This is a genomic window from Rhodopseudomonas palustris, assembly GCF_007005445.1.
Lineage (GTDB): Bacteria > Pseudomonadota > Alphaproteobacteria > Rhizobiales > Xanthobacteraceae > Rhodopseudomonas > Rhodopseudomonas palustris_G.
In genome coordinates, this window is record NZ_CP041387.1 from 3,980,320 (window position 1) to 4,005,387 (window position 25,068).

Here is a 25,068-nt window from a genome sequence, read left to right on the forward strand (position 1 = left end):
TGAGTCTCGCCGCTTGCGGGTTTCTTAATTTGGCGATGCGTACAACTACGTAGAATTGTCGCCAACGTCCTAACGACGGGAGAACTCCGCGCCCGGATGCACGGAATCAGCACCGACCCAGCGCAACAGGTGCCTGCCGAACCACCCCCTGTGCGCCTCGTGTGGTTCCGGGGGAGGCGCTGCCTCCCCGACTTCGGCAGCTTCCGAGGCGGAAGCCGGCGATTCGTCGTCTTCTTCAAGATGCGGATGGGCGGCCGCCGCAGCCGCGCGGGCGAGATGGTCACGAACGAGCTCGCCAGCAAGGAACTCCGCCAGGGCCAGCGGCGGCATCATGCCGAGCAGCGCTGTGCGTTTCAGGCCCGCCGCCGTCACGGTGATCAGACGGTTGTCGATCAGCACGAACGTACTCGCGTAGTTCACACCGTTGACGGCGATCTGAAACTGATACGGACCGGAGCGAGTGTGAGTCATCTGTGTTCTCCGACGTTACGGCGCCCGCCGAAACCAGCAGAACGCCGACGCGAATTGACCCGTGACTACAGCCCAGCATTGCACGGGCGGCCGGAAACGCAAGCCGTCACCGCCGAACCGGCGCCGATCGTTTCTTTTCAGTTGATGCTTCCGGTGCGGTTGAGATCAATTCAACGGCGAATGCAACGGATCTACGAATTCGTCATCCCAAGGCTCGACGTACTGCGAGGCCAAAGCAAACGGCCCGCGCCGGAGCGCGGGCCGTGAGAAGATCGTGTCGGTCTGCGAGAAGCTTACGCCGCCTGCGGCTTCAGCTTGGCGCGCCAGTTCGGATACAGCTTGTCGGCGTCCTGCGGGAAGCTCTCGAACGCGCGGGCGAACTCGCGGTGATCCTTGGCGAACTCGACCGGGTCTGCGCCCTGCTTCCAGCACTGTTCGGCCTGACGCAGCGACTTGGCGCCCGCCGCGCCGCCATCGACGTGGCCGAACGCACCGCCGCCCGCCGTCATGATCAGGTTGGAATGGCCGAGATTGTCGAAGAAGCCCGGCATCCGCAGCGCGTTCATGCCGCCGGAGATGATCGGGGTGGTCGGGTTCATACCGAGCCACTCCTGGTGGAAGTACGGACCGTCGGCCGCATCCTCGGTGATCATGAAGGCCGCGGCCCGATCGGAGGCTTCACCTTCCATCTTGCCGAACCCCATGGTGCCGACATGGATGCCCGAGGCGCCCTGCAGTCGCGACATCTTGGACAGAACGAAGGCGGTGTAGCCGCGCTGCGATTGCGGCGAGGTCACCGCACCGTGGCCCGCCCGATGATAGTGCAGGTACTGCTTCGGGAACGCGCGGCGTGCGGTGGTCACCGCCGCCGGGCCGGCGACGTAGCCATCGACCAGGAAGGCGACGTGGTCGGCATTGTCGGCGAAGGTCTCGAGAATGAACTCGCCGCGCGCCAGCATCTCGTAGTGATCGTCGGCGGTGATGTTGAACGAGAACAGCTTGGCCTCGCCGGTCTTGTCCTGCGCCCGGCGCATCGCCTCGGAGACGGCACGCACCGTATCCTTGAACGGCGCGAACACCTGGTTGCCCTGCGGCTCGTCGTTCTTGATGAAGTCGCCGCCCAGCCAGAAATCGTAGCAGGCATTGGCGAACGGCTGCGGACGCAGGCCGAGCTTCGGCTTGATGATGGTGCCGACGATGAAGCCGCCGTTGATCACCGGCCGGCCGAGCACGCGCCACAGATCCCGAATCGTGGTCGACGGGCCGTCGAACAGCTTGAGATACGCCGGCGGCACGTAGAAATCGTACATCTTGGCGTATTCGACGTCGCCCATGCCCTGGTTGTTGCCGATCGTCAGGGTGAGGAACGAGGCGATCATGGCGCGGCCATCGATCACGTTGCGATCGAACAGCTCGATCGGGTACGCGATCTTCATCAGGCCCTTGGCCTCGTCGATCTCGTACACCAGCGCATCGACGCCGCGGGTAAAGTCGTCGGTGGTGGAGACTTCGACGTTGGTGCCGGTCGAGGATTCGGCGGCGAAGTGCGCGGCGGTCTGGATGAAGTTGCCGAAGCCGGCCTTCGGCTTCATGATGTAGGCGCACAGCACATGCCGTCCGCCCGCGATCAGCTCGCTCTCTTTGAGGTTGAGGTTGGCGTAGCGGTTCGACTGGTCCATGGTGATCTCCTGCAATGCGAGGCGCGGCGGCGCGCTGGCCGCCGCGGATTAATCCCGGTTACTCCGCGGCGCGGGCGACCTGGCCGATCTGCGGATCGAGTGCGCCGGACTTGTAGCGCTTGGCCATTTCCGACATCGGCACGACCTTGATCTTGCCGGCATTGCCGGCGGTACCGAACTGCTCGAAGCGCAGCTTGCAGATGTCGCGCATCGCATCCATCGCGGGCTTCAGGAACTTGCGCGGATCGAACTCCGCCTTGTTCTGGGTCGCCACTTTCCGGAACACGCCGGTCATCGCCAGACGGCAGTCGGTGTCGATGTTGACCTTGCGGACGCCGTGCTTGATGCCGCGGACGATTTCCTCGACCGGAACGCCGAAGGTCTGCGGCATCGCGCCGCCGAACTCGTTGAAGATGTCCTGCAGATCCTGCGGCACCGACGACGAGCCGTGCATCACGAGGTGCGTGTTCGGCAGACGGCGGTGGATCTCCTCGACCACCTTCATGGCCAGCACGTCGCCGTCCGGCTTGCGGCTGAACTTGTAGGCGCCGTGCGAGGTGCCCATCGCGATCGCCAGCGCGTCGACCTTGGTGGCGCGCACGAACTCGACCGCCTGGTCCGGGTCGGTCAGGAGCTGCTCGCGGCTGACCTTGCCCTCGACGCCGTGACCGTCTTCCTGCTCGCCGCCGCCATGCTCCAGCGAACCGAGCACGCCGAGCTCACCTTCCACCGAGGCGCCGACCCAGTGCGCCATGTCGACGACGCGGCGGGTGATGTCGACGTTGTACTCGTAGTCGGCGGCGGTCTTGGCGTCGGCCTTGAGCGAGCCGTCCATCATCACCGAGGTGAAGCCGTATTTGATCGCGGTGGCGCAGGTGGCCTCGTCGTTGCCGTGGTCCTGATGCATGCACAGCGGGATGTCCGGATACATCTCGGCCAGCGCGTCGATCATCTTCGCCAGCATGATGTCGTTGGCATAGGAGCGGGCGCCGCGCGACGCCTGGATGATCACCGGCGCGTCGACCGCAGCCGCCGCCTCCATGATCGCGAGGCCCTGCTCCATGTTGTTGATGTTGAACGCGGGCACGCCGTAGCCGTGCTCGGCGGCGTGATCCAGCAATTGCCTCAGGGTGATACGCGCCATGATGTCTCCTCAAACTGACTGTGTGACGACAGGGTCGTCCTGATGTTCAAAAATCGGGCTCAGTGCTTGCCGCGGGCGATCGCGCCCTTGGCAGCTTCCACCACCGCATCCGCGGTGATGCCGAACTTCTGGTACAGCACCGGCGCCGGCGCCGAGGCACCGAACCCGGTCATGCCGACGAACGCGCCGGTATCGCCGATCCAGCGGCGCCAATCGATGTCGCGCGCCGCTTCGATGCCAACCCGCGGCGCGGTGCCGAGCACGCTGGCGCGGTAGGCGTCGTCCTGTTCGGCGAACAGTTCGAAGCACGGGGCCGAAACCACCGCCGCCTTGACGCCGGCTTCGCCGAGTTTCTTGGCGGCTTCGAGCGCCAGCGACACTTCCGAGCCGGTGGCGATCAGGGTGACGTCACGCTTGGGCGGATCGATGACCACATAGGCGCCGCGGGCGACCGGATTGCCGGCCGCACCGTTCGGACGCGGCAGCGCCGGCAGGCCCTGACGCGACAGCGCCAGCACCGAAGGGCGCGAGGTCTGCTTCAGCGCGCAGTCCCAGGCCTGCGCGGTCTCGATCGCGTCTGCGGGGCGGAACACCAGCAGGTTCGGGATCGCGCGCAGCGAGGCGACGTGCTCGACCGGCTGATGGGTCGGACCGTCTTCGCCGAGACCGATCGAATCGTGGGTCATCACATGGATGACGCGCACGCCCATCAGCGCCGCGAGGCGGATCGCCGGACGGCTGTAGTCGGCGAACACCAGGAAGGTGCCGCCGAACGGCACGAAGCCGCCGTGCAGCGCGATGCCGTTCATCGCCGCCGCCATGCCGAATTCGCGGATGCCGTAGTGCAGGTAGTTGCCGCCGAACGCGCCGGGCTTGACCGACGTGGTGCCCTTGGCGTGGGTCAGGTTGGAGTGCGTCAGGTCGGCCGAGCCGCCGAGGATGTTCGGCGACGCCGGCACGATCGCATCGATGGTGAGCTGCGACGCCTGACGGGTGGCGATGGTCGGCTTGTCGGCATCGAACTTGGCGATCAGGCCCTGCAGCGCGCCTTCGTAGTCCGCCGACAGCTTGCCGGCGAGCGCATCGGTGAAGCCGGTGCGGGTCGCAGCGTCGGCCGCCGCCAGCCGCTGGGTCCAGGCCTCGTGCGCCGCCTTGCCGCGGCCGCCGGCTTCACGCCAGCGCGCCAGGATGGCATCCGGGATCTCGAACGGCGGATACGGCCAGTTCAGCGCAGCGCGGGTCTTCTCGACCTCCTCGGCGCCGAGCGGTGCACCATGCGCCTTCTCGGTGCCCGCCACCTTCGGCGAGCCGAAGCCGATGGTGGTGCGGCAGGCGATCAGCGACGGACGGTCGCTCTTTTTGGCCTGCTCGATCGCAGCCGCGACCGCTTCCGGATCGTGGCCGTCGACGCGGGTGGTAGCCCAGCCCGACGCGGCGAAGCGCGCGAGCTGATCGTCCGAGCACGACAGCGAGGTGTCGCCGTCGATCGAGATGTGATTATCGTCCCACAGCACGATCAGCTTGCTCAGCTTGAGGTGGCCGGCCAGCGAGATCGCCTCGTGGCTGACGCCTTCCATCAGGCAGCCGTCACCGGCGATCACATAGGTATAGTGATCGACCAGCGCATCGCCGTAGCGCGCGTTCATCATGCGCTCGGCGAGCGCCATGCCGACCGAGGTCGCAAGCCCCTGGCCGAGCGGGCCGGTGGTGGTTTCGACGCCCTGGGTGTGGCCGTATTCCGGATGGCCCGGAGTCTTCGAGCCCCACTGCCGAAACGACTTCAGCTGATCGATCGTCATTTCCGGATAGCCGGTCAGATGCAGCAGCGCGTACAGCAGCATCGAGCCATGGCCGGCCGACAGCACGAAGCGGTCGCGGTCGGCCCAGGCCGGATCGGCCGGATCGAACTTCAGGAAGCGGGTGAACAGCACGGTGGCGACGTCGGCCATACCCATCGGCATGCCCGGGTGGCCGGACTTCGCCTTCTCGACGCCGTCGATGGCGAGAAAGCGGATCGCATTCGCCATGTCGCGATGCGTGACCTTGTCGTGGATGTCGCGTGCGGGAACGTTCAAACCGGCCTCCCCAGATTTCTACAGATGTTGGGCATTACTTCACGCTTCGCTTGCGGTCGATCAGTTGCATGATCAGCGGCGTCAGGATGAGCTGCATCGCCAGATCGAGCTTGGCGCCGTGGATCACGATCGAATTGGCGCGCGACATGAAGCTGCCCTGGATCATCGACAGCAGATACGCGAAGTCGATGCCGCGCGGGTTCTTGAAGCGGATCACCACCATCGATTCGTCGGCGGTGGGGATCCAGCGCGCGATGAACGGGTTCGAGGTGTCGACGGTCGGCACCCGCTGGAAGTTGATGTCGGTCTCGGCGAACTGCGGCACGATGTAGTGCACGTAGTCCGGCATACGGCGCAGGATGGTGTCGGTCACCGCCTCGGTCGAATAGCCGCGCGCCGCGCGGTCGCGGTGCAGCTTCTGAATCCATTCGAGGTTGATCACCGGCACGACGCCGATCTTGAGGTCGGCGTGCTGGGCGACGTTGACCTTCTCGGTGATCACCGCGCCGTGCAGGCCTTCGTAGAACAACAGGTCGGACTGCGGATCGAGGTCGCGCCAGCCGGTGAAATTGCCGGGCGGGACGCCGTGCAGCGCGGCTTCCTCGTCGTCGTGGACGTAGTTGCGGGTGCGGCCGGTGCCGGTCTCGGCATAGCTCTTGAAGGTCTGCTCCAGCTCCTCGAACAGGTTGGTCTCGGGGCTGAAATGGCTGAAGTGGCGGTTTCCGCGCTCGGCTTCCTCCGCCATCTTGTTGCGCATGTCGACGCGATTGTAGCGGTGAAACGCATCGCCCTCGATGAACGCGGCGTTGACGTTCTCGCGGCGGAAGATCTGCTCGAACGTCTTCTTCACGGAAGTGGTGCCGGCGCCGGAGGAGCCGGTGATGGAGATGATCGGATGCTTACGGGACATGAGGAGGTACTTCCAATTCCAACCGGGGGAGACGACGTCAGACGCGGAACAGGCCGCGGCGGGCGAACAGCGGCGCCGAACGCGAGGCCGCACTCGGATCGGTGTGCAGCAGTTCGATGCGCTTGACCTTGTCGATCGACCCCATGATCAGCGGCGAGCGCTGGTGGATCGTCTTGGCGGTGAGATCGAGTACCCGCTCGCGCCCGGTCGAAGCGGCGCCGCCGGCCTGCTCCATCACGAACGACATCGGATGGGTTTCGTAGAGCAACCGGAGCCGGCCGTTGCCGTAGCCGGGACGGTTGTCGCCCGGATACAGGAAGACGCCGCCGCGGGTGAGGATGCGATACACCTCGGCCACCAGCGAGCCGATCCAGCGCATGTTGAAGTCCTTGGCGCGCGGGCCGTCGGCGCCGGCGATGCACTCGTCGACGAAGTCGCGGATCGGCTGCTCCCAATGGCGATGATTGGAAGCGTTGATGGCGTATTCGGCGGTGTCGGCCGGCACGGTGACTCGCTCGCGGATCAGCCGGTACACCTTGGCCTTGCGGTCGAGCGTGAAGATGTCGACGCCGTCTCCGAGCGTCAGCACCAGCGAGGTCTGCGGCCCGTACACCACGAACCCCGCCGCGATCTGACAGGAGCCGGGGGCGGTGAACGGCTTCACGCCGGGCTGGTTCGGGATGATCGAGAAGATCGTCCCGACCGTCATGTTGGTGTCGATGTTGGACGAGCCGTCGAGTGGGTCGTATGCGATCGAGATCAGCGCATCCGGATCGCCGTCGAGCAGGGTGTCGGACTCCTCGGAGGCCAGCGACGCATACGGCACGTCCTTCAGCGACGCGACGATGATCTGTTCGGCCTTGACGTCGAGATCCTTCTGCACGTCGCCGTCGGCATTGCTGCCGCCGTGCGCGGCGCCGGTGATCCCGGCCAGAGCCCCCTGCCCGATCAGCTCGGAGATTTCGACCGACGCCGCGGCGATCGCGCCGACCGCGGCGGCGACAGCCTTTCGCTGCGGATCGACCGCGTATGAATCCAAGAGAACTGAGAGCGTTTGGCCCTGATCCATGATGACTCCCCCACAACGCAGCGCGGCCGATTGGCTCTCGCGGGCTCCGTTGCGCGGAGCTTGTGAGCCGATCGATCACATAAGAGAAATTGCATTTTCCTTGGTACCACCAAAGGAATTTTTATATAGAGCGCCGCTACCCTGTATTTGGTTACCGGATAATGGCGGCGCGGCGTGCATTCTGCACAATTAGTCGAAGGCCGCCGTGATTTAGATCAGAAGTGGAAGCCTCCGATCGGAGGATTTGGCTCCCATCGGGCAGGAGACTCGCCATTCTTATACTTTAGAACAGCAGGGCATCCACAGCCCTAGCGGGTCTTTGCCGCTGCCGCGAGGCGCGAAAACGCGCATCGCGGCTCTCTTGACGCTCGCGGCGATTTCTGGGGACATAGGAAAACTGAACCAAAACAGATGGTTGAGCGACCGGAGCGATGCGCGCGACGGCGCCGCCATTTTACCGGGGGAAACCACATGAGCGAAGCAGTGATGGCCGGCGCGGAGGCGTTCGCGTTCGACGGCGGCAAGACCGGCGTGTTGCTGGTGCACGGATTTACCGGCAGCCCGCAGAGCATGCGCTATCTCGGCGAACGGCTCGGGGAGCGCGGCTATTCGATTCTCGGCCCGCGGCTGCCCGGACACGGGGTCTCCCCGGCCGCGATGGCCGAGACCACCGCGAGCGACTGGGTCGATTGCGCCGAGGACGCACTGCTCGAGCTGTCCGCCAGATGCGACAAGACCTTCGTGGCCGGGCTGTCGATGGGCGGCACGCTGTCGCTGTATCTGGCGGCGCTGCATCCGGACAAGGTCGCCGGCGTGATCCCGATCAACGCCGCGGTGCAGATCGACTCGCCCGACCTCGCCGGGCTGGCTTACGCCCGCGGCCTGCCGGAATTCGTCCCCGGGATCGGCTCGGACATGGTCGACACCACCACCAAGGAGCTGGCCTACGACCAGGTGCCGGTGACCTGCGTCAAGCAAGTGATGGGGCTGGCCGCCACCGCCCGCGCGCTGCTGCCGAAGATCAAGTGCCCGACCCTGGTGATCAATTCGCGCGTCGACCACGTGCTGTCGCCGACCAACGCCACCGTCATCGCGAGCCATGTCGGCTCCAGCCGGATCGAACTGCGGTGGCTGGACAACTCCTACCACGTCGCCACGATCGACAACGACAAGGATCTGATCGCCGCCGAGATCGACGGCTTCGTGCAGCGGAATCTGTGAGGATCAGGCGTGATCGGGCCGAGGCCGCGCGACCCGAATGATCGCGCGGCGACAGATCCAGCCGCGCAGCTTTCCCCCGACTCCGGGTTTGTCGACATCGCCGTTCGTTTCAGGGGGGCGCTCGGTATCAGCAGCCGACGTTCTATCTCAGGTAACTCGCGAGATTCAGGCTTTGCACGGTGGCAATCGCGGAATATGACGCCGTCAGTTGCGCCTGATAGGTCGACAGCGCGGCGGTGACCGCCGCGACGTCGACGCTGGTCAGGTCGGTGGCCAGCGATTGTGCGAACGCTTGATAGTCGGATTGGACCGTGCTGGCGCGCTCGATCGATGCCGCCGAATTGGAGATCCGGCTTTGCACGATGCCGATCGCATCGGTGGCGCTGGTGACCAGATCGAGCGCCTCCTCGAGCGTGTCGGACGACAGCGACGAAGCGTTGGCGATCAGGTTCATCGCCCGCATCGCCTGCTCGAACGCCGGATCGTCCGCGGTGACGCCGTAGGTCACCGTCTGGGTGTCCGATACCCGCGCCGACGCCCGTTCGTCGTCGCCCCGGTAGTACGAGGTGTCGGCGCTGGACGGCGTCGTCGCGGCCGGGTAGGTGGCGCTGGACACGTCGACCGGGGCGGTATCGGTGCGGGCGCCACCGAACAGATATTGAGCGCCGTATTTGCTGTTCAGCAGCGCGGCCATTTGATTCTGCGCGTCCTGTGCGGACTGGATCACGCTGGATGAATCCGTGCTGGCGGTGTTGCTCGCCGCGGTCAACGTGCTGCGGAAGCTCGACAGCAGGTCGGCGATCGAATTCACCGACGCATACATCACCTCGATCTTGCTGCCGGCCTGGGTCGCGGTGTCGATATAGGTCTGGGCGCGGGCGACCGAGACCTGCAGGTTGACGATCTGCTTGGCCCCCGAGCCGTAGCCGCCGAAATCGGTGGAAACGACGCCCGACGCCTCCTGCATCTGCATCGTGGTCATCGTCGCCTGACCCTTGAGCGCAGCGGCGATCATTTGCTGGCTGGCCGCGAAGGTGGCGACACGCATCGTCATGGCGGTCTCCCTCAGCCCGCGCTCTGCACCGCGGAGAGCAGCGCGTCGAACATCTCGTTGATCGCCTGGATCAGTTGCGCGGCCGCCGCATACTGGTTCTGCAGATTGCTGAGCTTGGCGGTCTCCTCGTCGACGTTGACGCCGCTCTGCGACGACAGCGCGCTCGACAGCGTCGACTGCGCGGTCTGCTTGGCGGTGTAGGCGTCCTCCGCAGCGCTGGCGATGGTGGCGACGTGGGCGATGATTTCTGCGGCGTAGTCGGCGAACGAGCTGTCGCTGGCTCCGAGCCCGCCAACCGCCGCGAAGCTGGTCGTCCCCGTGAGCGCCGAATACAGCGCGTCGGTGACGGTCGACGAGCCGGCACTCAGCACGGTGCTCCCCGCCGTCAGGCTGGAGGCCGACGACAGCGACGAGGTCGGCAGTTTAGAGGAGTCGGCGAGAAGTCCCGCCGCGACCTTGAAGTCCGCGGCGCTGGTTGCGGTCACGACGTCGTTGAGGCCGAGGTAGTCGGACAGGCCGAGGCTGTCGTCGCCGACCGATCCGGTCATATTGGCGATCGCGATGCCGTTGCTGGAGCTGGAGGCCACGATCACAACGTGACCGGACGAGTCGATCGACGCCGACAGGCCGGAGATACCGTTGACCGCATTGACCAGATCGCCGACCGTCGCATAGTTCGCGAGATCGAGGTCGCCGTAGCTGACCAGCGCCCCCTTCTGATCGGTCACCGCGATGCGCACCGTCCCGGTGCCGTTCAGCGCATCCGACGCCGTGACCGCCGTGGTGCCGGTCAGCGTCGATTTCGGCGGCAGCGCGGAGCCGAGATTAGAAACCGCGTTCAGGCTGTCGGCCAGCTCGGTGGCGAGCTGATCGAGCTGCGCCTGGGCCGCCGGCAGTGTCGTATCGCGCAGCACGATCAGTGCGCCGATCGATCCGGACGAGATCTGGCCGGTGACATCGACGCCGTCGACGGTGATGCCGGAGAAGCCGCCCGCCGACGATGCGCTGTAGGTGGTTGACGACGTCACCGTCGCGGCCGGCGTGTACGACAATTCGTGCACCGTGCTGTCGAGCAGCGCCCGACCGGACCCGGTGTAGATCTGCATGTCGCCGCTCGACGAGATGAAGTAGCTGACGTTCATCCGGCTGGCGATCTCTTGCACCGCGGTGTTGCGCTGGTCTTCGAGGTCGCCGGTGGCCTGTCCGGACGCGGCGGCGAGCCTGATCTGGGCGTTGAGGCCGGCGATCAGATTGAGCTGCTCGTTGACGACGTCGACCGCAGCGTCGATCGATTGGTCGGCGTCGCTGCGCAGATCCTGAATACCGCTCGACGTGTCGCGAAGCCGGGTGGCGAGCGTGTCCAGCGCGCTGATCACGTTGGCCTTCAGCGACGAACTGCTCGGATCGCTGCTCAGCGACGACAGCGCCTGCTCCAGCGTCGTCAGCGTGTCGGCCAGCGAGGTATTGGAGCTGTCGCCACTGGTGCCGTACAGCGCCTGCAACTGGTCGAGATAGCTGTTGGTGGTGGTCGCCGATCCGAGTGCCGACGTCGCCTGGACCAGCGACTTCAAGAGCAGCTTGTCGACGGTGCTGGTGATCCCGGTGATCGTGGTGCCGGTGCCGACGCCGCCAGTGACGGTGGCGGACTGATTCGCGGTCTTGACGGTGTAGCCCGTGGTCGACGCGTTGGAGATGTTCGACGAGGTGACGCTGATCTGCACCTGCGTCGTCATCAGGCTGCCGAGTGCGATGCTGCTTGCGATATTGAGCGACACGTCGACCTCACCTTCGGGGCGTCAGGCCCGGATGTTGGTGCCGCAGGAGGCGCTGCGCTGGACGACGCGGCCGCCGGCTCCGTAGGGCGACGTCCCGGCCATCTGCTCGCGGATCGCGGACATCACCATCTCGATGCGGTGCTGGCTGGCCTCGATCGCGGCGCGCAGCCGGATCAAGTTCTCGTCCATCGATTGCCGCAGGCATTCGATCCGCGCCGTGAACTTCGCCTGCAGTGCCGCATTGTTCGCCGGAAGCCGGAGACGCCGCGCCGCGACTTCGCCCACCCACAGCTCGAAATAATCGGCGAGCCGGGTTTTCACCTCGGTGTGGCGCGACTGCGACGCCGGCAGGCCGATCGCGAGGGCGGTGTTCTCGGCGGCGATCACGTCGATCAGAGCATCGATCAGCTCGATCAGTTCCTCGATCCGTTGCGCGCTCTCGGCGTCGCTGGTCAGCCGCACTTGTTCCGGCGTCATGTCACGTCCTCACTTGTCCTGGCGTTTGCTTGTGGAGCGTGGCGCGGCCTCAGTGCGGCGCAGCGCGCATAGGCGGTGACGGCGCCGGATCGGGCGCGGGCGCCGTTGATCTCGGCCAGCACATGATCGCGGCGGGCGACGATGGCGGCGCGGAGCCCGCCGATCTCGCTTTCCAGCGCCAGAAGCAGGCGCTGGTCGTCATCGCGCGTCATCGCTGCTGCTGCGGTGGTGGCGCGCCGCAATCGTCGCAGCAACCGATCGTCGTCTTCGCGCGCGAACATGCCTCACCTTATGGCCGAGATCAGGGTGTCGTACATCTCGTTCACCGCCGAGATCACCTGCGACGCTGCCGAATACGCCTGCTGCGCCGAGATCATGCTGCTGAATTCGGTGTTGGTGTCGGACGTCGACGCTTCCAGCACGCCGCCCTCGATGCTGCCGGCGCCGTTGGTCCCGGAAAGCTGAACCACGGCGGTCCCCGACGCCAGAGTCGCAGCGTACATGCCGTTGTCCTTGGCCTCGAGCTGGTCAGCCGCAGCGAAGGTGGCGACCGGCACCTTGTAGATCGTGGTGGTCTTGCCGTTTGAGTAGGTTGCACTGACCGTACCGTCGTCGCCGATCGCGATACTCGACAGCTTGCCGTAAGCCATGCCGTCGGATTCGATGCTGGTGAGGTCGACGGCCGGGGTGGTTGCACCGGACGAGTACTGAGTGAGACCGTCGGTGCCACCAGCAGTGCCGAGATCCATGGTGATGACGCTGTCGGCCGCGCCGTTGGTCCAGCCGGTCACGCTGATCGTCGCCGGGCTCGGGTTGGTGCTCGCCAAGGAGCCGTCGCTGTTGAAGCTGACGGCGATTGATCCCGACACCGTTCCGGTCGCGGTCGCGGTGTTCGAGGCGAGGGTGGGATTGGCGAAGGTCGCCGTCCAGCTGTTCTCCGCCGTCTTGGTCCAGGTGATCTGCATCGAATTCGCCGTGCCGAGCGAATCGTACAGCGACATCGACGTGGTGAAGGTGTCGTTGACCGCGGCGTCGGCCGGAAGGTTGGCGGCGACGGTGGTCGTCGTGGTGGCGCTGCCGCTGGTGGCTGCGACACTGGTGTCGATCGGCACCATCGTGTCGGCGCTGGCGCCGCCCACCACGTTGCCGTCGGCGTCGGTGCGCCAGCCAAGCAGATAAGCGCCGGAGGCGTTGACCAGATAGCCGCTGTTGTCGAGCGTGAACGAGCCACCGCGGGTGTACAGCGTGGTGCCGCCCGTGACCGCCGTCGTCACCGGAAAGAAACCGTTTCCGGAAATGCCGATATCGGTCGAACTGGTGGTGGTGGTGAGCAGCCCCTGCGTGGTGATGTTGGACCTGGCCAACACCGTGACGCCGCCGGACGAATAGGTGCTGGCGCCGGACGCGGCGGTGACCAACTGGCTGAACGACGCCGAGGTCGTCTTGTAGCCGACGGTCTGGGAATTGGCGATGTTGTCGCTGATCATCGCCAGCGACTGGCTCTGCGCGTTGAGCGCGGAGATTGCGGACGACAGGGCTCCGGTCAGACTCATCTCGAGACTCCGAACTGATTACGAGGAGACGCCGATGACGCTGGAGACGGCGACGGAGGTGTTGCCGATCTTCAGCATCGCGGTGCCGGACGAGCTGTCGATCCCGGTGACGGTGCCGGTCACGGTGGTGTAGCCGTAGACCGAGTTGCCGGATGAATCGGTGGCGGTCACCGCCAGCGAGTACGCACCTCCGTCCGCGAGCTGCGTGCCGGACGTCGTGGTGCCGTCCCAGGTGAAGCTGTTACTACCGGCCGCAGTGGTGCCGTCGCCGGACCAGACGACGTTGCCGGAGGAGTCCGATATCTGGAGCTTGACGCTGGAGGCCGCCGAATTCAGCGAGTAGCCGAAGGTGATCGAGCCGTTCTCCAACGTCCCCGAGTCCGCCTTGGCGGTGACCGTCTGGCCGATGTAGTTCGACGAATTCAGCGTCAGCAGGCTGTTCAACGATGCCGTGAGCGAGCTGAGATTGCTGTTCAGGGCCTGCTGTTGTTCGAAATTAGCATACGATGTGAGTTGCGAGACGAAATCGTTGGTATCGGTCGGCTCCAGCGGATTCTGATTCTGTAGCTGGGTCACAAGCAGAGTGAGGAAGTCATTGGAGGTCAGCGTCGACGAGGCGGTCGATGACAATGTCGTGGTGGCGCTCGTGCTCGCGTAGGCGGACGAGGTTGTGGCAGCGACGCTCATGGCAAGCTCCGGCGCGCACCGGCACGCTGTGCCGGATCGGCAATCGGTTGATGTCGTGAATGGAGAACCCGTTCGAGATTGAAACGGATGGGCGCGCGAGATCAGGCAGGTTTTCTGCGCGCCGGCCGCCGGGAAATTGCGAGCGGCGACATCCGGCGCTGCACGCCCGGCGCCTCGCGCGATGCCTCACGGCAGCGCGGCGGCGATCGATTCAGAAACGTTGCTTTGGGAAAGTGTCGGAACCGCTCAACCCGGATCCCGATCGGTGCGGCGCGGCGACAGCGCATTCGGGGTTGCGGACGAATCGCTGCGTTCGCGGCGAACGCGATCCATGATGCGGTCGACCAGACCGTCGGGCGCGGCGACCGGCGAGGGGCTCAGCAGGCGTCGCAGCCGCTGCGCATCGGCGAGCGCGGCGCGGGCGGGTTCAGAGTCGCGCAGCAGCAATTCGGCGTCCTGACGCTGCTGGTCGGGCCAGCGCGACAGATCATCGCCAAGTCGATCGAGCAGATTCTGGAAATCCGCAGCGTCCATCATCTGCATCCCATTCTGGGGAGGATTTGTGACCGGTTCGGGTCACCAATGTGCAGAGATTTAGCAGATCGCGATTGACGGAATCTTAAGCAAGCCGGGCCGCGAAAAAAGTCCGTACCTCCACGGGGTCAGCGCTGCGGCGGCGCACGGTCGGGGCCGGCCGCCACCGCCCGCCACGCATCGCGAAGCTCGGTGAGTCCGGTGATGATCCGATCGTAGCGCGCCTTGGCGTCGGGACGGCCGTAGGACGTCAGGCTGGCCATGATCAGCGCGTGATAGGCGGTGAACAGCCGCTCGCCCACCGCGGAGCCGCGGTTCAGGTCGAGGTGATGGCTGAGCCCGCGCAGGATCGTGACCGCCCGCATCAAATGCGCGTGGCATTCCTCGAAACGCTTCTGCTCCGCGGCGAGCACGGACCGGCGCAACGACAGAATCGTCCCGTCGATCAGCATGATCACGGCCTGCAGCGGCGGAACCGTCACTGCGGCGCGCTGGTAGAGCTGGGTGGCGAGTTGTGTGTTCGGATAGGCCATAATCAGTCGCTGCTGGCGTTGAGGAGGGCTTTGAGGTAGTCCAACGTGGAGTTCGCGGACTCGATCGCAGCCTGATACTTGGCGTAGCGGAGCCGGAGGTTCTCTTCAAAGGTGGCGGCGGCCGACTTGATGGTATCGGCACGTTCCTGCAGCGTATCGTTCTGGCTCTGCAGATCGCTGATCAGCGTCTGAAGGCTCCCCGATGTACTGTTCGAGGCGTTGCTGGCGATCGAAGTCAGCATCGCCGCGATGCCGGTCGAGGCGGTCACCGTGATCGACTCCGAGCTGGTGCCCCGGAAGGTGAACGCAATGCCGGCGTAGTCGGTGCCGGCGGCGCCGATGATCGATTTGCCGCTGATGGTGAACAGGCTGCTGTCGCCGTTGACCGAGACCGAGCTCACTGCCCCGCTGCTGTCGACCTCGATGTCCAGCGTGAACGAGGAGGGCGGTGAGACATTGGTGTTGATCACGCTCAGGCTGCTGGATGACGGTGTCAACTGCGTGCTCAGGAGCGCGATCACGCCGTCGAGGTTGCTCGACAGCGTCGAGGCCAGCGTCGAACTGTCCAGCGACAATTCGTTGCTGCTGTCGAACGTCAGGCCGAGATCGGCCAGGGACAGCCCCCCGACCGTCGCGTTCAGTGCCGCCGAGATCTGCGTCATCAGATCGCGCAGTGTGCTATCGCCGAACAGCACGGCTTCGTCGCTGGCGGTGCCGTCGCTACTGGTCGCCTGCTGTCCAACGATGAATTCGCGCACGGCGTTGTAGTCAGTGACGAATTGTTCGATGGCTGCGACGATGGCGTCGGCGTCCGGCTCGATGTCGAAGTTGATCGACGCTCCGCTCGGGGTAGCCTGCAACAGATTGAAAGTGACGCCGTCGAGCACGTCGTCGATATCATTGCTGTCGCGGCTGATCGTAATGCCGTCGAGGGTGATGATCGCCGGCTGCGGCTGCTGGATCTCGTTGGCGAACGCCCCGGACTCGTCGGTGATCCCGAGCGCGGTCATCGCGTCGGTCCCGGACACCACGCTGGTCTCGATCGCCGCGTTGTCGACCGAGGCCGAAAGCAGCAACTCGTAGCTCGTGCTCGACACCTTGATCACCGAGGCCTGGACGTTGGTGGTCGCGCTTTGGGCATTGATCGCGCTGGCGATGTCGGCCAGCGACATGCCCTCGGTGACGCTGATGTCGACGCTGTCTCCGCCTTCGACGCCGATCGAGAACACGCCGCTGTAGCCGAGAGCTACTGTCTTGTCGGCGACGCTGGTGCCGAGCACCTTGTGGGCGGTCGCGACCTGAGTGATGGTCAGCGTGTGATCGCCGGTCACTGCACCGTCGTCGATCGACATCGACAACACCGAGCTGGCAGAAACGTCGCCGGTCGTGCTGATGGTGGCGGCGCGCGCGGCGAACGCGCTGCCGGACAGCGAATTGATGATCGAGCTGGCGAGACTCTTGGTGTTGGTCGCCAGCGTGTCCAGGAGACCCTGGAGCTCCTGATAGGCCGTGACCTTGGCCTCGTTGGCGGTGATCTTGGTTTCGATGCTGTCCGCCCGCGCGGTTTTGGCGCCGACAGCGGCTTCGATCAGCGTGTCCCAATTGATGCTGGTCGAGTTGCTGGTCCCGGTGGTGGTGATGGTGGCGGAGTTGGCGATCGAAGCGGCGCTGCTGGTGCTGCTGCTGACGGACGTCATGCGATGATGCTCCGCTGGAGTGAAGCGGACCGCACCGGGCGGCCCGCTTTCGGTCGTGGAGCTGCGATCAGTTGAGCAGCTTGAGCAGATACTGCGGCATCTGGTTGGCTGCGGACTCGGCGGCGACCGCAGCCTGGACCTTGACTTCGGCCGAAGCCAGCTTGGCCTGCTCGGAGGCGATGTCGACGTCGGCGATCGCCGAATTGGCGGCTTCGAGGTTCTCCGATTGGGTCGAGATCGAGTCCGACGAAAAATTGAAGCGCGACTCCAGCGCACCGATCGAGGCCCGCGCCGAGGACACGGTGTCGATCGCGGCGTCGAGCGCGGTCAGCGCCGTGGTGGCGCCGGCCTGGGTAGCCACGCTCAGCGCGTTGACGCCGAGCGTCGCCGAAGTGAGGTCGCTGAGCGACACCGAGATAGTGTCCGTGGTCGAGGTGCCGACCATGATCGAGGTGGTGGTGAAGTCACCGTTGAGCAGACTGGTCCCGCTGTAGCGGGTGCCGCTGGCGATGCTGTCGATCTGCGAGATCAACTGCGAGAATTCCGACTGGATGTAGCCGCGGCTGTCATCGGTGACGTTGCCGGACGACGCCTGGGTCGCCAGCGATTTCATGCGCGCCAGGATGTCGCTGATGTTGGAGGCGCCGCCGTCGGCGGTCTGCAGGATCGAGGTGGCCTGCGAGGCGTTGGTGGCGGCCTGCTGCAGCGTGGTGATGTCGGAAGAGATTCGGGTCGAGATTGCGAGGCCTGCGGCGTCGTCGGAAGCCTTGTTGATCCGCGAGCCGCTCGACAGCTTTGCCAGCGAGCTCGACTCCTGTGCGGAGTTGACGTTGAGGAAACGCACCGCGGTGTTGGCGGCTGTGTTGGTGGAGATGACGGGCATCTGCTCGCTCCTTCGGATGATGCGGCGGCGCCTGCCGCCTGTCGGGGACACTCCCGGACGCGGGGCGCCCCTCGTCCGCTGCGTACAACGGACGGCCCCCGCCGATCAGGCGGACGGCGATGACGGCGGACGAAGTATGGTTAGTAATCGGTGAAGATGTGCCGAATGTCGCGTTCGTTCCGGCGCAGCAGATCGCGTAGTTGCTGTCGGCCGCGCTTGAGCAGGGACTCCACCGCGGACACCGTGGTCTCCATCACGTCGGCGATCTCGCGATTGCTCATGTTCTCGTGGTACGAAAGAATCACCGCGATGCGCTGCTGCTCGGGGAGCTGCTGCATCGCGCGTTCCAGCAGGATGGTGACCTCGTCGCGCTGGATCGTCGAGACCGCGTCGGGCTGGGTGTCGGCGGGCTCTGGCACGGCTTCGACATTGTCGGTGCGCGGCTGGCGATGCAGGTCGATGCAGCGATTGGTAACCACGCGATAAAGCCAGGTGGAGAACTTGGCGCGGCCGTGCTCCCACTGTCCGCGCCGCGTCCAGACTTTCAGCATGGTGTCCTGCACGACGTCCTCGGCATCGTCGCGATTGCCCAGAATCCGCAGCGCAACGCTGAAAGCTCGATCGATGTGGCGCTCGACGAGACGGCGAAACGCGCCCTCGTCGTCGTTCGCGAGCCTATCGAGCAGTTCGTCGTCTTCGTCGCGCGGGCGCGCGCCGGTGATCGGCATGTCGATCGCAGGCGAGGTCATCTGCTGTGCGACCTCGACCGGAATGCTGATATCGAGCGCATAGGCCATTCCTATCTCCCGACCCGTTGTGCCGAGCTTATGACGGCGTCGAAGATTGAAACGGGCTCGCGGGCGAAACCAGGCGGACGAATTTCATCGATTGACCAATGACTTAGGCGGAATATTTTGCCGGGTCGGCGGCAATATTTGCCGACTCCAAGGTGCCGCGCAGGAGCGTTGGCGTAACCTGAAACGTCGACCGTGGCGACGACGAACGAGCGGTGACGGAACCACCACTGAAATCCATCGAACGTCATCCACCGTCCGCGTCTGCGACCGGACCGGTCGCTCCAGATCGTTCTCATCGTTGCGATCACTGTCTCGCGCGGCACTCGGGAGTACTTTCCGATTCGACGTGGTCGACGCTATCGCAGATGCACCGATCGATAGTTAAGAGAAAGGACCAGTCATGCATTATGTCGTGACGCCGCGAGCGCGGGTTGCGTTCAACGCAGATGTGGTAACGACCAGAAATACGACAGACAAACTCAGCAACGAATCGAAGTGATCGTCGTCGAACGACGGCTCGCTCCACAACATCGCCGCCCGAAATCGAGCGTTCGGCCGTACCATTGTCGACATAGTCTGAAAGACTCGGCGATGATCCTTGTGAATGAGTTGCCTTCCTACTCCGCGATGCCGCGTCTGGGTGAAGCACAGCGTGCGCGCCTCCGGCAGCTCGCGGAGCGCTGCACCGGGACGGTCTTTTGGGACAAGGCCACCACGACCGTGGCGCCGGGCACACTGGTGATCGTGCCGGAGCCGATCGACGCGCTTCGCGCCGAAACGCTGGTCGACTCACTGGACGAGACGTCGGTCGTCGTTATTCCCACGGGCGCCAGCCCTGCATTCGACCCGCTCAAGGCGAGGCTCAAAGCGCACGGCGTGATCGGGACCGACGGAGCCGCCTCGCCGCATCAATTCTGGTGGGGCGGTCGCAGATCGCTCGCACCGCAGACCGGCATCTACCGACCCGATGGCATCGTGCTGGCGTCCTGCTGCCTGGCCGGGACGCAACCCGATGACACGCTGGCGCGGCTGCGGTCGGAAATCGACCTGTTCGGGCTGACGGGAATGGTCGCCGAGCTGCCGCGCGCAGAGGTCGGTTACGGCACCTGGAAGATCGATTTCATTATCGACCAGCTCGACGAGCGGGATCTGCCGCTGCTGTGGTTGGCGCCAGACGTCTCGGTGAAGCGATACCCGGTTCTGGCGCAGGCGCTCGATTGCGACTTGGCGTTTCATCGGCGCGCGAACGGCGTCGTGGACCCACGGGTGATGGTGTTTCGCCCGACCGAGGCGACGCGCGCTCTGCTGCAGGTATGGCGCAAGCTGAGTCTTGCCTGTCCCGATCTTCCCGAGAGCTTCGTGTTCGATCAGGCCTGGATCCTGACCACCGCGCAGACCCCGCTGGAGACGGCATCGCTGCCGCAAAGCTACTGCGAAGCCGATCCGACGATACGTGCCGCTACGCTCAGAGTGCCGCCTGTCTTCGACGATACCGTGATCTGCGCGGGGCGCTATCCGCGGATCGCTCACCGGTTCGGCCGGCCGCGGGCGCCGGAGCCCGCACTGATCATGAAGAGCCCTGAGCCGCGCCGGCAGCCAGTCATCGTGGTGATTTCCGCGCACCGCGACGCGCCACAGGGCAGCGCCTGTGCCGCGCTCCAGTCGCTCGCGTCGGCATTCGCCGCCGACTCGGGCGGGTTCGCACAGTTGGAATTGGTGTTGTGCGAAGAAACTGCCGAGATGAGTCAGTTGATGGCGAGCTACGACGAGGGCTGGGTGGTGCCGGCGGCGACGGATGGATACTTTCCCTCGGACACCTTCGTCCGCCTTGCAGAGCGAACCCGCGCCGCCTGTTCGCTCGACGTTTCGGCACGCGGCTCAGTCGCCGGTCTCTTCAGCGCAGCGATTAGCGCCCAGGCCAGGTGGAGCCAATATGGGCTCGGCCCATTCATCCGCCGTCCTCTCCAGCGCTGAGGCGGCCGCGCGTCCGGCACCGTTTCCATTGCCGGCATTGCGGCCGGGCGGCTTGCCATAGGTCGATCAAGAACAAAGCTCGGCGATGAGATCGACCCGAGGTTCGGTGCAGCGACTTCGGTGAAGCCGTTTCGCGTCGATTTTGCTGTTCTTGGAACGCACCGAAATACCGACCGCGACATTTCGGTCAGGTCTGGCGGAGAGAGTGGGATTCGAACCCACGGTACGGTTTCCCGCACACACGCGTTCCAGGCGTGCGCCTTCAACCACTCGGCCACCTCTCCGGGTAGCCCTCTCATGACCGCGTCGAGCGGATTTGGCAAGCGATTGCGCCGCCCGCTGGGGAAATTCCTCCCGGATTCGGCTTCTGGCGGGCGACCGCCGGGCCTGACCGGCCGCCGACGGCCGATCGGCAGCCCGGCCGTCCGAAGTCCGGCGCCTTACTGAAGCACCGCGCCGCCTGCAGCCCGGGGTGACCGGCGCGACCAGCCGCCGGCCAGCATGATGGTCGATGGCTGCGCCGGGGGGGCAAGCTGGACCGGACCGACACTGCGATTGCCGGCATGAGCCCGCTCCAGCGCCGCGACGAAATCGCCGAACCAGCGCTGGATGCTGTTGTCGCGCAGCCTGGCCATCATCGCCTCCCAGCGCAGCCGCCGCTCGGTCAGCGGCATCGCCAGCGCGGCGGCGATCACCCGCGACATGCCGTCGATGTCGTGCGGATTGACCTGCAGGGCGGTGTCCAGCTCGTTGGCGGCGCCGGCGAACTTCGACAGCACCAGTACGCCCGGGTCGACAGGATTCTGCGCCGCGACGTATTCCTTCGCCACCAGATTCATGCCGTCCTGCAGCGGCGTGACCAGCCCGACCTGCGCCGACCGGTACAGCCCGGCCAGCACGCTCTGGCGATAGCCCTTGTTGAGATAGCGGATCGGGGTCCAGTCGACCTCGCCGAGCCGGCCGTTGACGTCGCTGACCAGCTTGGCGAGATCGCCCTGCAGATTGCCGTAAGCCTCGATGGTCCCGCGCGACGGCGTCGCGATCTGCAACAGCGACACCGTCCGCAGCAATGCGGGCCGGTCCGACAACATCTTGTCGAACGCCTTGACCCGATTGATCAGTCCCTTCGAATAGTCGAGCCGATCGACGCCGATCACCAGCTTCTCGCCATTGAGACTCTTGCGCAGGCGCGACACTTCCGGATGGGTCATCGCCTTCTGGGCCTGCTGGGCGAATGCGCCGGCGTCGATACTGATCGCGAACACCTCGCAGCGGGTCGCTCCATGCCCGGTCGAGACCACCCCATCGGCGACCTTCAGGCCGAGTTCGGAGGCGACGTAGCCGAGAAAATTACCACGATCCTCTTCGGTCTGGAATCCGATCAGGTCGTAGGCCAGCATCGCCTCGATCAGTTCGCGGTGATGCGGCACGCAGCCGATGGTGGCGCGCGACGGCCACGGGGTATGCAGGAAGAACCCGAGGGGATGATCGACGCCGAGCCGGCGAAGCTCGGCGCCGAGCGCCAGGAAGTGATAGTCCTGGATCCAGAAGGCGGCGTCCGGCTTGCGAAAGCGCAGCAGCGCCCGCGCCATGAACGCGTTGACTTCGCGATAGGAGCGATAATCGTCGTGCGAGACCCGGATCAGATCCGGGCGGGAATGCAGCGCAGGCCACAACGCGGAGTTGGCGAAGCCCTCGTAGTAACCGCCGTAATGTGCGGCGGGCAGATCGAGCATCGCGAGCGCGCCGGCGCCGAGCGGCTCGATCTCGGCAAAAGGTTCGCGATGGACACCGTCACGAACCCGGCCGCTCGACCCGACCCATATCGCCCCGGATTTTTCCACCACCGGCAGCAGCGCTGCCGCCAATCCGCCCGTCATCGGCTCGTTCCCCGACGCCCGGGCAACTCGGTTCGAAACCACGATCAGGTTCACGTCTCCCTCCGACTCCCCATTGTCTGGTGCGTCTGTTCGACGCTGCGGAGATTAACATCCATTCATCGTGATCGTTCCATGGCAACTTCGGAACTTTTCCGGGAACAAGGCGTTTCGTTGGGTTTTTCGTCCGGAACCGTACTCAACTAAGCGGTGGCGCAAGCAGCCCGGCAAGCCAGTTGCGAACATCACGCGGCTCGTCGAAGTGGCCGGCGGTGAGTTCGCTGTGCCGCCCCACCGAAAACGCCAGCCCGTCGAGATCCGGCATGATTGCAAATACCGTCTCGTCGGTGACGTCGTCGCCGAGGAAGATCGGGCGCCGTCCCCGGAACGGCGTGTGCTTCATCAGCTCCAGAACGCCGGTCGCCTTGGTGAAGCCGGCATGCTTGATCTCGCAGACTGATTTGCCGGGAAGGACTTCCAACGGCGCATCGGGATGTTCGGCGCGGATCGCCGCAACCGATTCGTAGATCGCCTTCTCAGTGTGCCGTGCCAGACGATAGTGCAGCGCCAGCGAGTAACCCTTATCCTCCAGCAGAATACCGGGGCTGATGCGGGCGATCGCCGCCAGCCGGCTCTTGAGCTCGGGATCGAGCGGCGGCGCATGGGTGGCCACCGCTTCGCCGCTGCCCGCCAGCCGCATCTCGGCGCCATGACCGCCGACCGCCGGCAGCCGCAGCGGCGCGAAGATCAGGTCGATGTCGTTGATCGACCGGCCGCTGACCAGGGCGAGCGCGCCGGAGGTCCTGATCAGAAGGTCTTTCAGAGTCTGCTCCAGTTCCGGCGGCACCCAGACTTCGCGCGGTGTCGGCGCGAGGTCCAGCAGCGTACCATCGATGTCGAGCAGCAGCGCGCACTGATCGAGATGCGGCACCAGCGCTTTAGGCACCGGAACCGACGAAGCGATGGTTTGCGATGAGGGTTGAACAAGCTTGGTGGTCATCGATGATCCTCTGTTGCGGCCAGCGGCCGCGCGACGTGTTCCAGCGACCGACGTTCGGCCGCGACGGCGTACCGCCAGCCGATCACCGCAGCGGCCAGCATCAGGAACGATCCGAATAGATAACCCGCGAACACGCTGCCACGCGACCCCGTATCGATCAGCGCGCCGAACAGCACCGGGCCCGCCACACCGCCGATGCCGGTGCCGATCGCATAGAAGATCGCGATCGCCAGCGCCCGCACCTCGAGCGGAAACGTCTCGCTGACGGTGAGATAAGCGGCGCTCGCGGCGGGCGAGGCGAAGAAGAAGATCACCATCCAGGCGATCGTCTGGGTCTGCGCGCTGAGCGCGCCGATCGAGAACAGATAGCCGGACAGCGCCAGCAGGATCGCCGACACACCGTAGGTGAAGCAGATCATGGTGCGGCGGCCGAGCGTATCGAACAGCCGCCCGAGCAGCAGCGGCCCGAGGAAGTTGCCGGCCGCGAACGGCAGGATGTACCAGCCGACATGATTGGCGGGGATACCGAAGAAGTCGGTCAGGATCAGCGCGTAGGTGAAGAAGATCGCGTTGTAGAAGAACGCCTGCGCGACCATCAGCGCCAGCCCGACCAGCGAGCGCCGTCGATAGGTCGCCAGCAGCGTCCGCGCCACCTCCAGCAAAGGGGTGTGACTGCGCATGCGCAGCCGGATCTTCGGCAGTAGCTGCGGGCGGTCGGCGGCATGGCGCGCGCTTCGCTCGATTTCAGCGACGATCGCTTCGGCTCGCTCGGGCCGTCCGTGGATCATCAGCCAGCGCGGGCTCTCAGGAATCCACCAGCGCATCGCGAACACCACCAGACCGAGGATCGCACCGGTCAGATAGGCCAGGCGCCAACCGGAATCGGGGTCGATCACCGACGGATCGAGCAGAACGATCGCCCCGACCGCTCCGAGTGCCGCACCGATCCAGAAACTGCCGTTGATCACCAGATCGGTCCAGCCGCGATAGCGCGCCGGCACCAGCTCCTGGATCGCCGAATTGATCGCGGTGTATTCACCGCCGATCCCGGCGCCGGTAAGGAATCGGAACAGCGCGTAGCTGGCGAGATCCCAGGACAGCGCGGTCGCCGCAGTGGCGGTGAGGTACAGCGAAAGGGTGATGAAGAACAGTTTCTTGCGGCCGATCCGATCGGTCAGCCAACCAAACCCGAGCGCCCCGATCACGGCGCCCGCCAGATAGGCGCTGTTGGCGAGGCCGACGTCGAGATTGGAAAACCGCAGGGTCGGACTGTCCTTCAGCGCCCCCGCCAAAGCGCCGGCAAGGGTGACTTCGAGACCATCCAGAATCCAGGTGATTCCGAGCGCTGTGACGACCCGCGTGTGGAACCCGCTCCACAGCAGCCCGTCGAGTCTTGCCGGGATATCGGTTTCGATCACTCGCGCGCCGCCATCCCGGTCCACCATGATCCGGGACCGCGGCGGTTCGGACGTTTCGGCACTGACGCTGTCGGCCATGGGACTCCCACTCCGGTTGCGCTGTCACGCAGCCGGCGCCGATCGTGGCGATCCATCGACAACAGACGGACCGAATTAAGTGAGCCTAACGGGCCGGGACCCCGATCGGTTCCACCTGGCGTGCCAACCCCGCGGCCGGACATCGTGGTTCCGTTCGACCGC

Annotated in this window: 22 protein-coding genes and 1 tRNA gene; 2 read left to right on the forward strand and 21 right to left on the reverse strand. The window is 65.3% G+C overall.

The window, feature by feature from the left end; genetic code table 11:
• Positions 1–69 precede the first annotated feature (69 nt).
• The 6 genes from FLL57_RS18320 to FLL57_RS18345 all read right to left on the reverse strand — a co-directional run bounded on the left by FLL57_RS18320 (position 70) and on the right by FLL57_RS18345 (position 7,348).
• Positions 70–471, reverse strand: a complete 402-nt coding sequence (locus FLL57_RS18320; protein ID WP_013504454.1) for a hypothetical protein — start codon at positions 469–471, stop codon at positions 70–72.
• A 293-nt stretch (positions 472–764) separates the two neighbouring features.
• Positions 765–2,150, reverse strand: coding sequence for a ribulose-bisphosphate carboxylase (locus FLL57_RS18325; RefSeq protein WP_047308411.1), 1,386 nt, complete (start codon positions 2,148–2,150; stop codon positions 765–767).
• Between the two features lie 58 nt (positions 2,151–2,208).
• A complete protein-coding gene (gene fba / locus FLL57_RS18330; protein WP_047308376.1) occupies positions 2,209–3,294 on the reverse strand; it encodes a class II fructose-bisphosphate aldolase in 1,086 nt (361 codons plus the stop codon).
• Between the two features lie 59 nt (positions 3,295–3,353).
• A complete protein-coding gene (gene tkt, locus FLL57_RS18335) occupies positions 3,354–5,369 on the reverse strand; it encodes a transketolase (protein WP_142883623.1) in 2,016 nt (671 codons plus the stop codon).
• Positions 5,370–5,403: 34 nt separating this feature from the next.
• Entirely contained in the window at positions 5,404–6,279 is an 876-nt protein-coding gene (locus tag FLL57_RS18340) for a phosphoribulokinase (RefSeq protein WP_013504458.1), read from the reverse strand.
• 37 nt (positions 6,280–6,316) lie between these two features.
• Positions 6,317–7,348 carry a class 1 fructose-bisphosphatase gene (locus FLL57_RS18345; RefSeq protein WP_047308378.1) on the reverse strand — a complete coding sequence of 344 codons (1,032 nt, stop codon included), beginning with the start codon at positions 7,346–7,348 and terminating at the stop codon, positions 6,317–6,319.
• A 471-nt stretch (positions 7,349–7,819) separates the two neighbouring features.
• On the opposite strand from FLL57_RS18345, the gene FLL57_RS18350 reads away from it, so the two are divergent.
• On the forward strand, positions 7,820–8,569 hold the full coding sequence (locus FLL57_RS18350; protein ID WP_013504460.1) for an alpha/beta hydrolase: 750 nt from the start codon (positions 7,820–7,822) through the stop codon (positions 8,567–8,569).
• A 142-nt stretch (positions 8,570–8,711) separates the two neighbouring features.
• Here FLL57_RS18350 and FLL57_RS18355 read toward each other — a convergent pair whose 3' ends face one another.
• From FLL57_RS18355 to FLL57_RS18405, 11 genes are all read right to left on the reverse strand, one after another.
• Positions 8,712–9,623, reverse strand: coding sequence for a flagellin (locus FLL57_RS18355; RefSeq protein WP_142883624.1), 912 nt, complete (start codon positions 9,621–9,623; stop codon positions 8,712–8,714).
• A gap of 11 nt (positions 9,624–9,634) precedes the next feature.
• Positions 9,635–11,398, reverse strand: a complete 1,764-nt coding sequence (gene flgK, locus FLL57_RS18360; protein WP_142883625.1) for a flagellar hook-associated protein FlgK — start codon at positions 11,396–11,398, stop codon at positions 9,635–9,637.
• 21 nt (positions 11,399–11,419) lie between these two features.
• On the reverse strand, positions 11,420–11,875 hold the full coding sequence (locus tag FLL57_RS18365; RefSeq protein WP_142883626.1) for a flagellar protein FlgN: 456 nt from the start codon (positions 11,873–11,875) through the stop codon (positions 11,420–11,422).
• Positions 11,872–12,156: a hypothetical protein gene (locus tag FLL57_RS18370; RefSeq protein ID WP_047308383.1), complete on the reverse strand. Its 285-nt coding sequence runs from the start codon at positions 12,154–12,156 to the stop codon at positions 11,872–11,874. Before FLL57_RS18370 ends, FLL57_RS18365 begins: the two co-directional genes overlap by 4 nt.
• A gap of 3 nt (positions 12,157–12,159) precedes the next feature.
• Positions 12,160–13,428: a flagellar hook protein FlgE gene (gene flgE / locus FLL57_RS18375; protein ID WP_142883627.1), complete on the reverse strand. Its 1,269-nt coding sequence runs from the start codon at positions 13,426–13,428 to the stop codon at positions 12,160–12,162.
• Positions 13,429–13,446: 18 nt separating this feature from the next.
• Positions 13,447–14,115 carry a flagellar hook assembly protein FlgD gene (locus FLL57_RS18380; RefSeq protein ID WP_047308385.1) on the reverse strand — a complete coding sequence of 223 codons (669 nt, stop codon included), beginning with the start codon at positions 14,113–14,115 and terminating at the stop codon, positions 13,447–13,449.
• Positions 14,116–14,361: 246 nt separating this feature from the next.
• Entirely contained in the window at positions 14,362–14,649 is a 288-nt protein-coding gene (locus FLL57_RS23445; RefSeq protein ID WP_235677167.1) for a hypothetical protein, read from the reverse strand.
• Between the two features lie 128 nt (positions 14,650–14,777).
• Entirely contained in the window at positions 14,778–15,182 is a 405-nt protein-coding gene (fliS, locus tag FLL57_RS18390) for a flagellar export chaperone FliS (RefSeq protein WP_142883629.1), read from the reverse strand.
• A 2-nt stretch (positions 15,183–15,184) separates the two neighbouring features.
• Positions 15,185–16,879 carry a flagellar filament capping protein FliD gene (fliD, locus tag FLL57_RS18395; RefSeq protein WP_142883630.1) on the reverse strand — a complete coding sequence of 565 codons (1,695 nt, stop codon included), beginning with the start codon at positions 16,877–16,879 and terminating at the stop codon, positions 15,185–15,187.
• Between the two features lie 67 nt (positions 16,880–16,946).
• Positions 16,947–17,762: a flagellin gene (locus FLL57_RS18400; protein WP_013504469.1), complete on the reverse strand. Its 816-nt coding sequence runs from the start codon at positions 17,760–17,762 to the stop codon at positions 16,947–16,949.
• Positions 17,763–17,902: 140 nt separating this feature from the next.
• Positions 17,903–18,559: an RNA polymerase sigma factor gene (locus FLL57_RS18405; RefSeq protein WP_013504470.1), complete on the reverse strand. Its 657-nt coding sequence runs from the start codon at positions 18,557–18,559 to the stop codon at positions 17,903–17,905.
• A 591-nt stretch (positions 18,560–19,150) separates the two neighbouring features.
• On the opposite strand from FLL57_RS18405, the gene FLL57_RS18410 reads away from it, so the two are divergent.
• The gene (locus tag FLL57_RS18410; protein ID WP_047308388.1) at positions 19,151–20,533 is read left to right on the forward strand and encodes a hypothetical protein; all 1,383 of its coding nucleotides are present in this window, start codon (positions 19,151–19,153) and stop codon (positions 20,531–20,533) included.
• Between the two features lie 194 nt (positions 20,534–20,727).
• Here FLL57_RS18410 and FLL57_RS18415 read toward each other — a convergent pair.
• From FLL57_RS18415 to FLL57_RS18430, 4 genes are all read right to left on the reverse strand, one after another.
• Positions 20,728–20,817 (reverse strand) — tRNA-Ser (locus FLL57_RS18415).
• A 156-nt stretch (positions 20,818–20,973) separates the two neighbouring features.
• The gene (gene otsA, locus FLL57_RS18420) at positions 20,974–22,467 is read right to left on the reverse strand and encodes an alpha,alpha-trehalose-phosphate synthase (UDP-forming) (protein ID WP_047308403.1); all 1,494 of its coding nucleotides are present in this window, start codon (positions 22,465–22,467) and stop codon (positions 20,974–20,976) included.
• Between the two features lie 142 nt (positions 22,468–22,609).
• Positions 22,610–23,410, reverse strand: a complete 801-nt coding sequence (gene otsB, locus FLL57_RS18425) for a trehalose-phosphatase (protein WP_142883631.1) — start codon at positions 23,408–23,410, stop codon at positions 22,610–22,612.
• Complete coding sequence (locus FLL57_RS18430) at positions 23,407–24,906, reverse strand: MFS transporter (protein ID WP_047308405.1); 1,500 nt, start codon at positions 24,904–24,906, stop codon at positions 23,407–23,409. The genes otsB and FLL57_RS18430 overlap by 4 nt, the downstream gene beginning before the upstream one ends.
• Between the last annotated feature and the right edge of the window lie 162 nt (positions 24,907–25,068).

What these genes read in the sequence shown, in the direction of transcription:
- fliS (WP_142883629.1), bottom strand. Translation starts at nt 15,182, where the DNA reads ATGGCCTATCCGAACACACAACTCGCCACCCAGCTCTACCAGCGCGCC.
- FLL57_RS18350 (WP_013504460.1), top strand. Translation starts at nt 7,820, where the DNA reads ATGAGCGAAGCAGTGATGGCCGGCGCGGAGGCGTTCGCGTTCGACGGC.
- FLL57_RS23445 (WP_235677167.1), bottom strand. Translation starts at nt 14,649, where the DNA reads ATGGACGCTGCGGATTTCCAGAATCTGCTCGATCGACTTGGCGATGAT.
- FLL57_RS18320 (WP_013504454.1), bottom strand. Translation starts at nt 471, where the DNA reads ATGACTCACACTCGCTCCGGTCCGTATCAGTTTCAGATCGCCGTCAAC.
- FLL57_RS18325 (WP_047308411.1), bottom strand. Translation starts at nt 2,150, where the DNA reads ATGGACCAGTCGAACCGCTACGCCAACCTCAACCTCAAAGAGAGCGAG.
- FLL57_RS18355 (WP_142883624.1), bottom strand. Translation starts at nt 9,623, where the DNA reads ATGACGATGCGTGTCGCCACCTTCGCGGCCAGCCAGCAAATGATCGCC.
- FLL57_RS18430 (WP_047308405.1), bottom strand. Translation starts at nt 24,906, where the DNA reads ATGGCCGACAGCGTCAGTGCCGAAACGTCCGAACCGCCGCGGTCCCGG.
- fliD (WP_142883630.1), bottom strand. Translation starts at nt 16,879, where the DNA reads ATGACGTCCGTCAGCAGCAGCACCAGCAGCGCCGCTTCGATCGCCAAC.
- FLL57_RS18405 (WP_013504470.1), bottom strand. Translation starts at nt 18,559, where the DNA reads ATGGCCTATGCGCTCGATATCAGCATTCCGGTCGAGGTCGCACAGCAG.
- FLL57_RS18365 (WP_142883626.1), bottom strand. Translation starts at nt 11,875, where the DNA reads ATGACGCCGGAACAAGTGCGGCTGACCAGCGACGCCGAGAGCGCGCAA.
- FLL57_RS18345 (WP_047308378.1), bottom strand. Translation starts at nt 7,348, where the DNA reads ATGGATCAGGGCCAAACGCTCTCAGTTCTCTTGGATTCATACGCGGTC.
- FLL57_RS18340 (WP_013504458.1), bottom strand. Translation starts at nt 6,279, where the DNA reads ATGTCCCGTAAGCATCCGATCATCTCCATCACCGGCTCCTCCGGCGCC.
- flgE (WP_142883627.1), bottom strand. Translation starts at nt 13,428, where the DNA reads ATGAGTCTGACCGGAGCCCTGTCGTCCGCAATCTCCGCGCTCAACGCG.
- FLL57_RS18370 (WP_047308383.1), bottom strand. Translation starts at nt 12,156, where the DNA reads ATGTTCGCGCGCGAAGACGACGATCGGTTGCTGCGACGATTGCGGCGC.
- FLL57_RS18410 (WP_047308388.1), top strand. Translation starts at nt 19,151, where the DNA reads ATGATCCTTGTGAATGAGTTGCCTTCCTACTCCGCGATGCCGCGTCTG.
- FLL57_RS18400 (WP_013504469.1), bottom strand. Translation starts at nt 17,762, where the DNA reads ATGCCCGTCATCTCCACCAACACAGCCGCCAACACCGCGGTGCGTTTC.
- FLL57_RS18380 (WP_047308385.1), bottom strand. Translation starts at nt 14,115, where the DNA reads ATGAGCGTCGCTGCCACAACCTCGTCCGCCTACGCGAGCACGAGCGCC.
- otsB (WP_142883631.1), bottom strand. Translation starts at nt 23,410, where the DNA reads ATGACCACCAAGCTTGTTCAACCCTCATCGCAAACCATCGCTTCGTCG.
- fba (WP_047308376.1), bottom strand. Translation starts at nt 3,294, where the DNA reads ATGGCGCGTATCACCCTGAGGCAATTGCTGGATCACGCCGCCGAGCAC.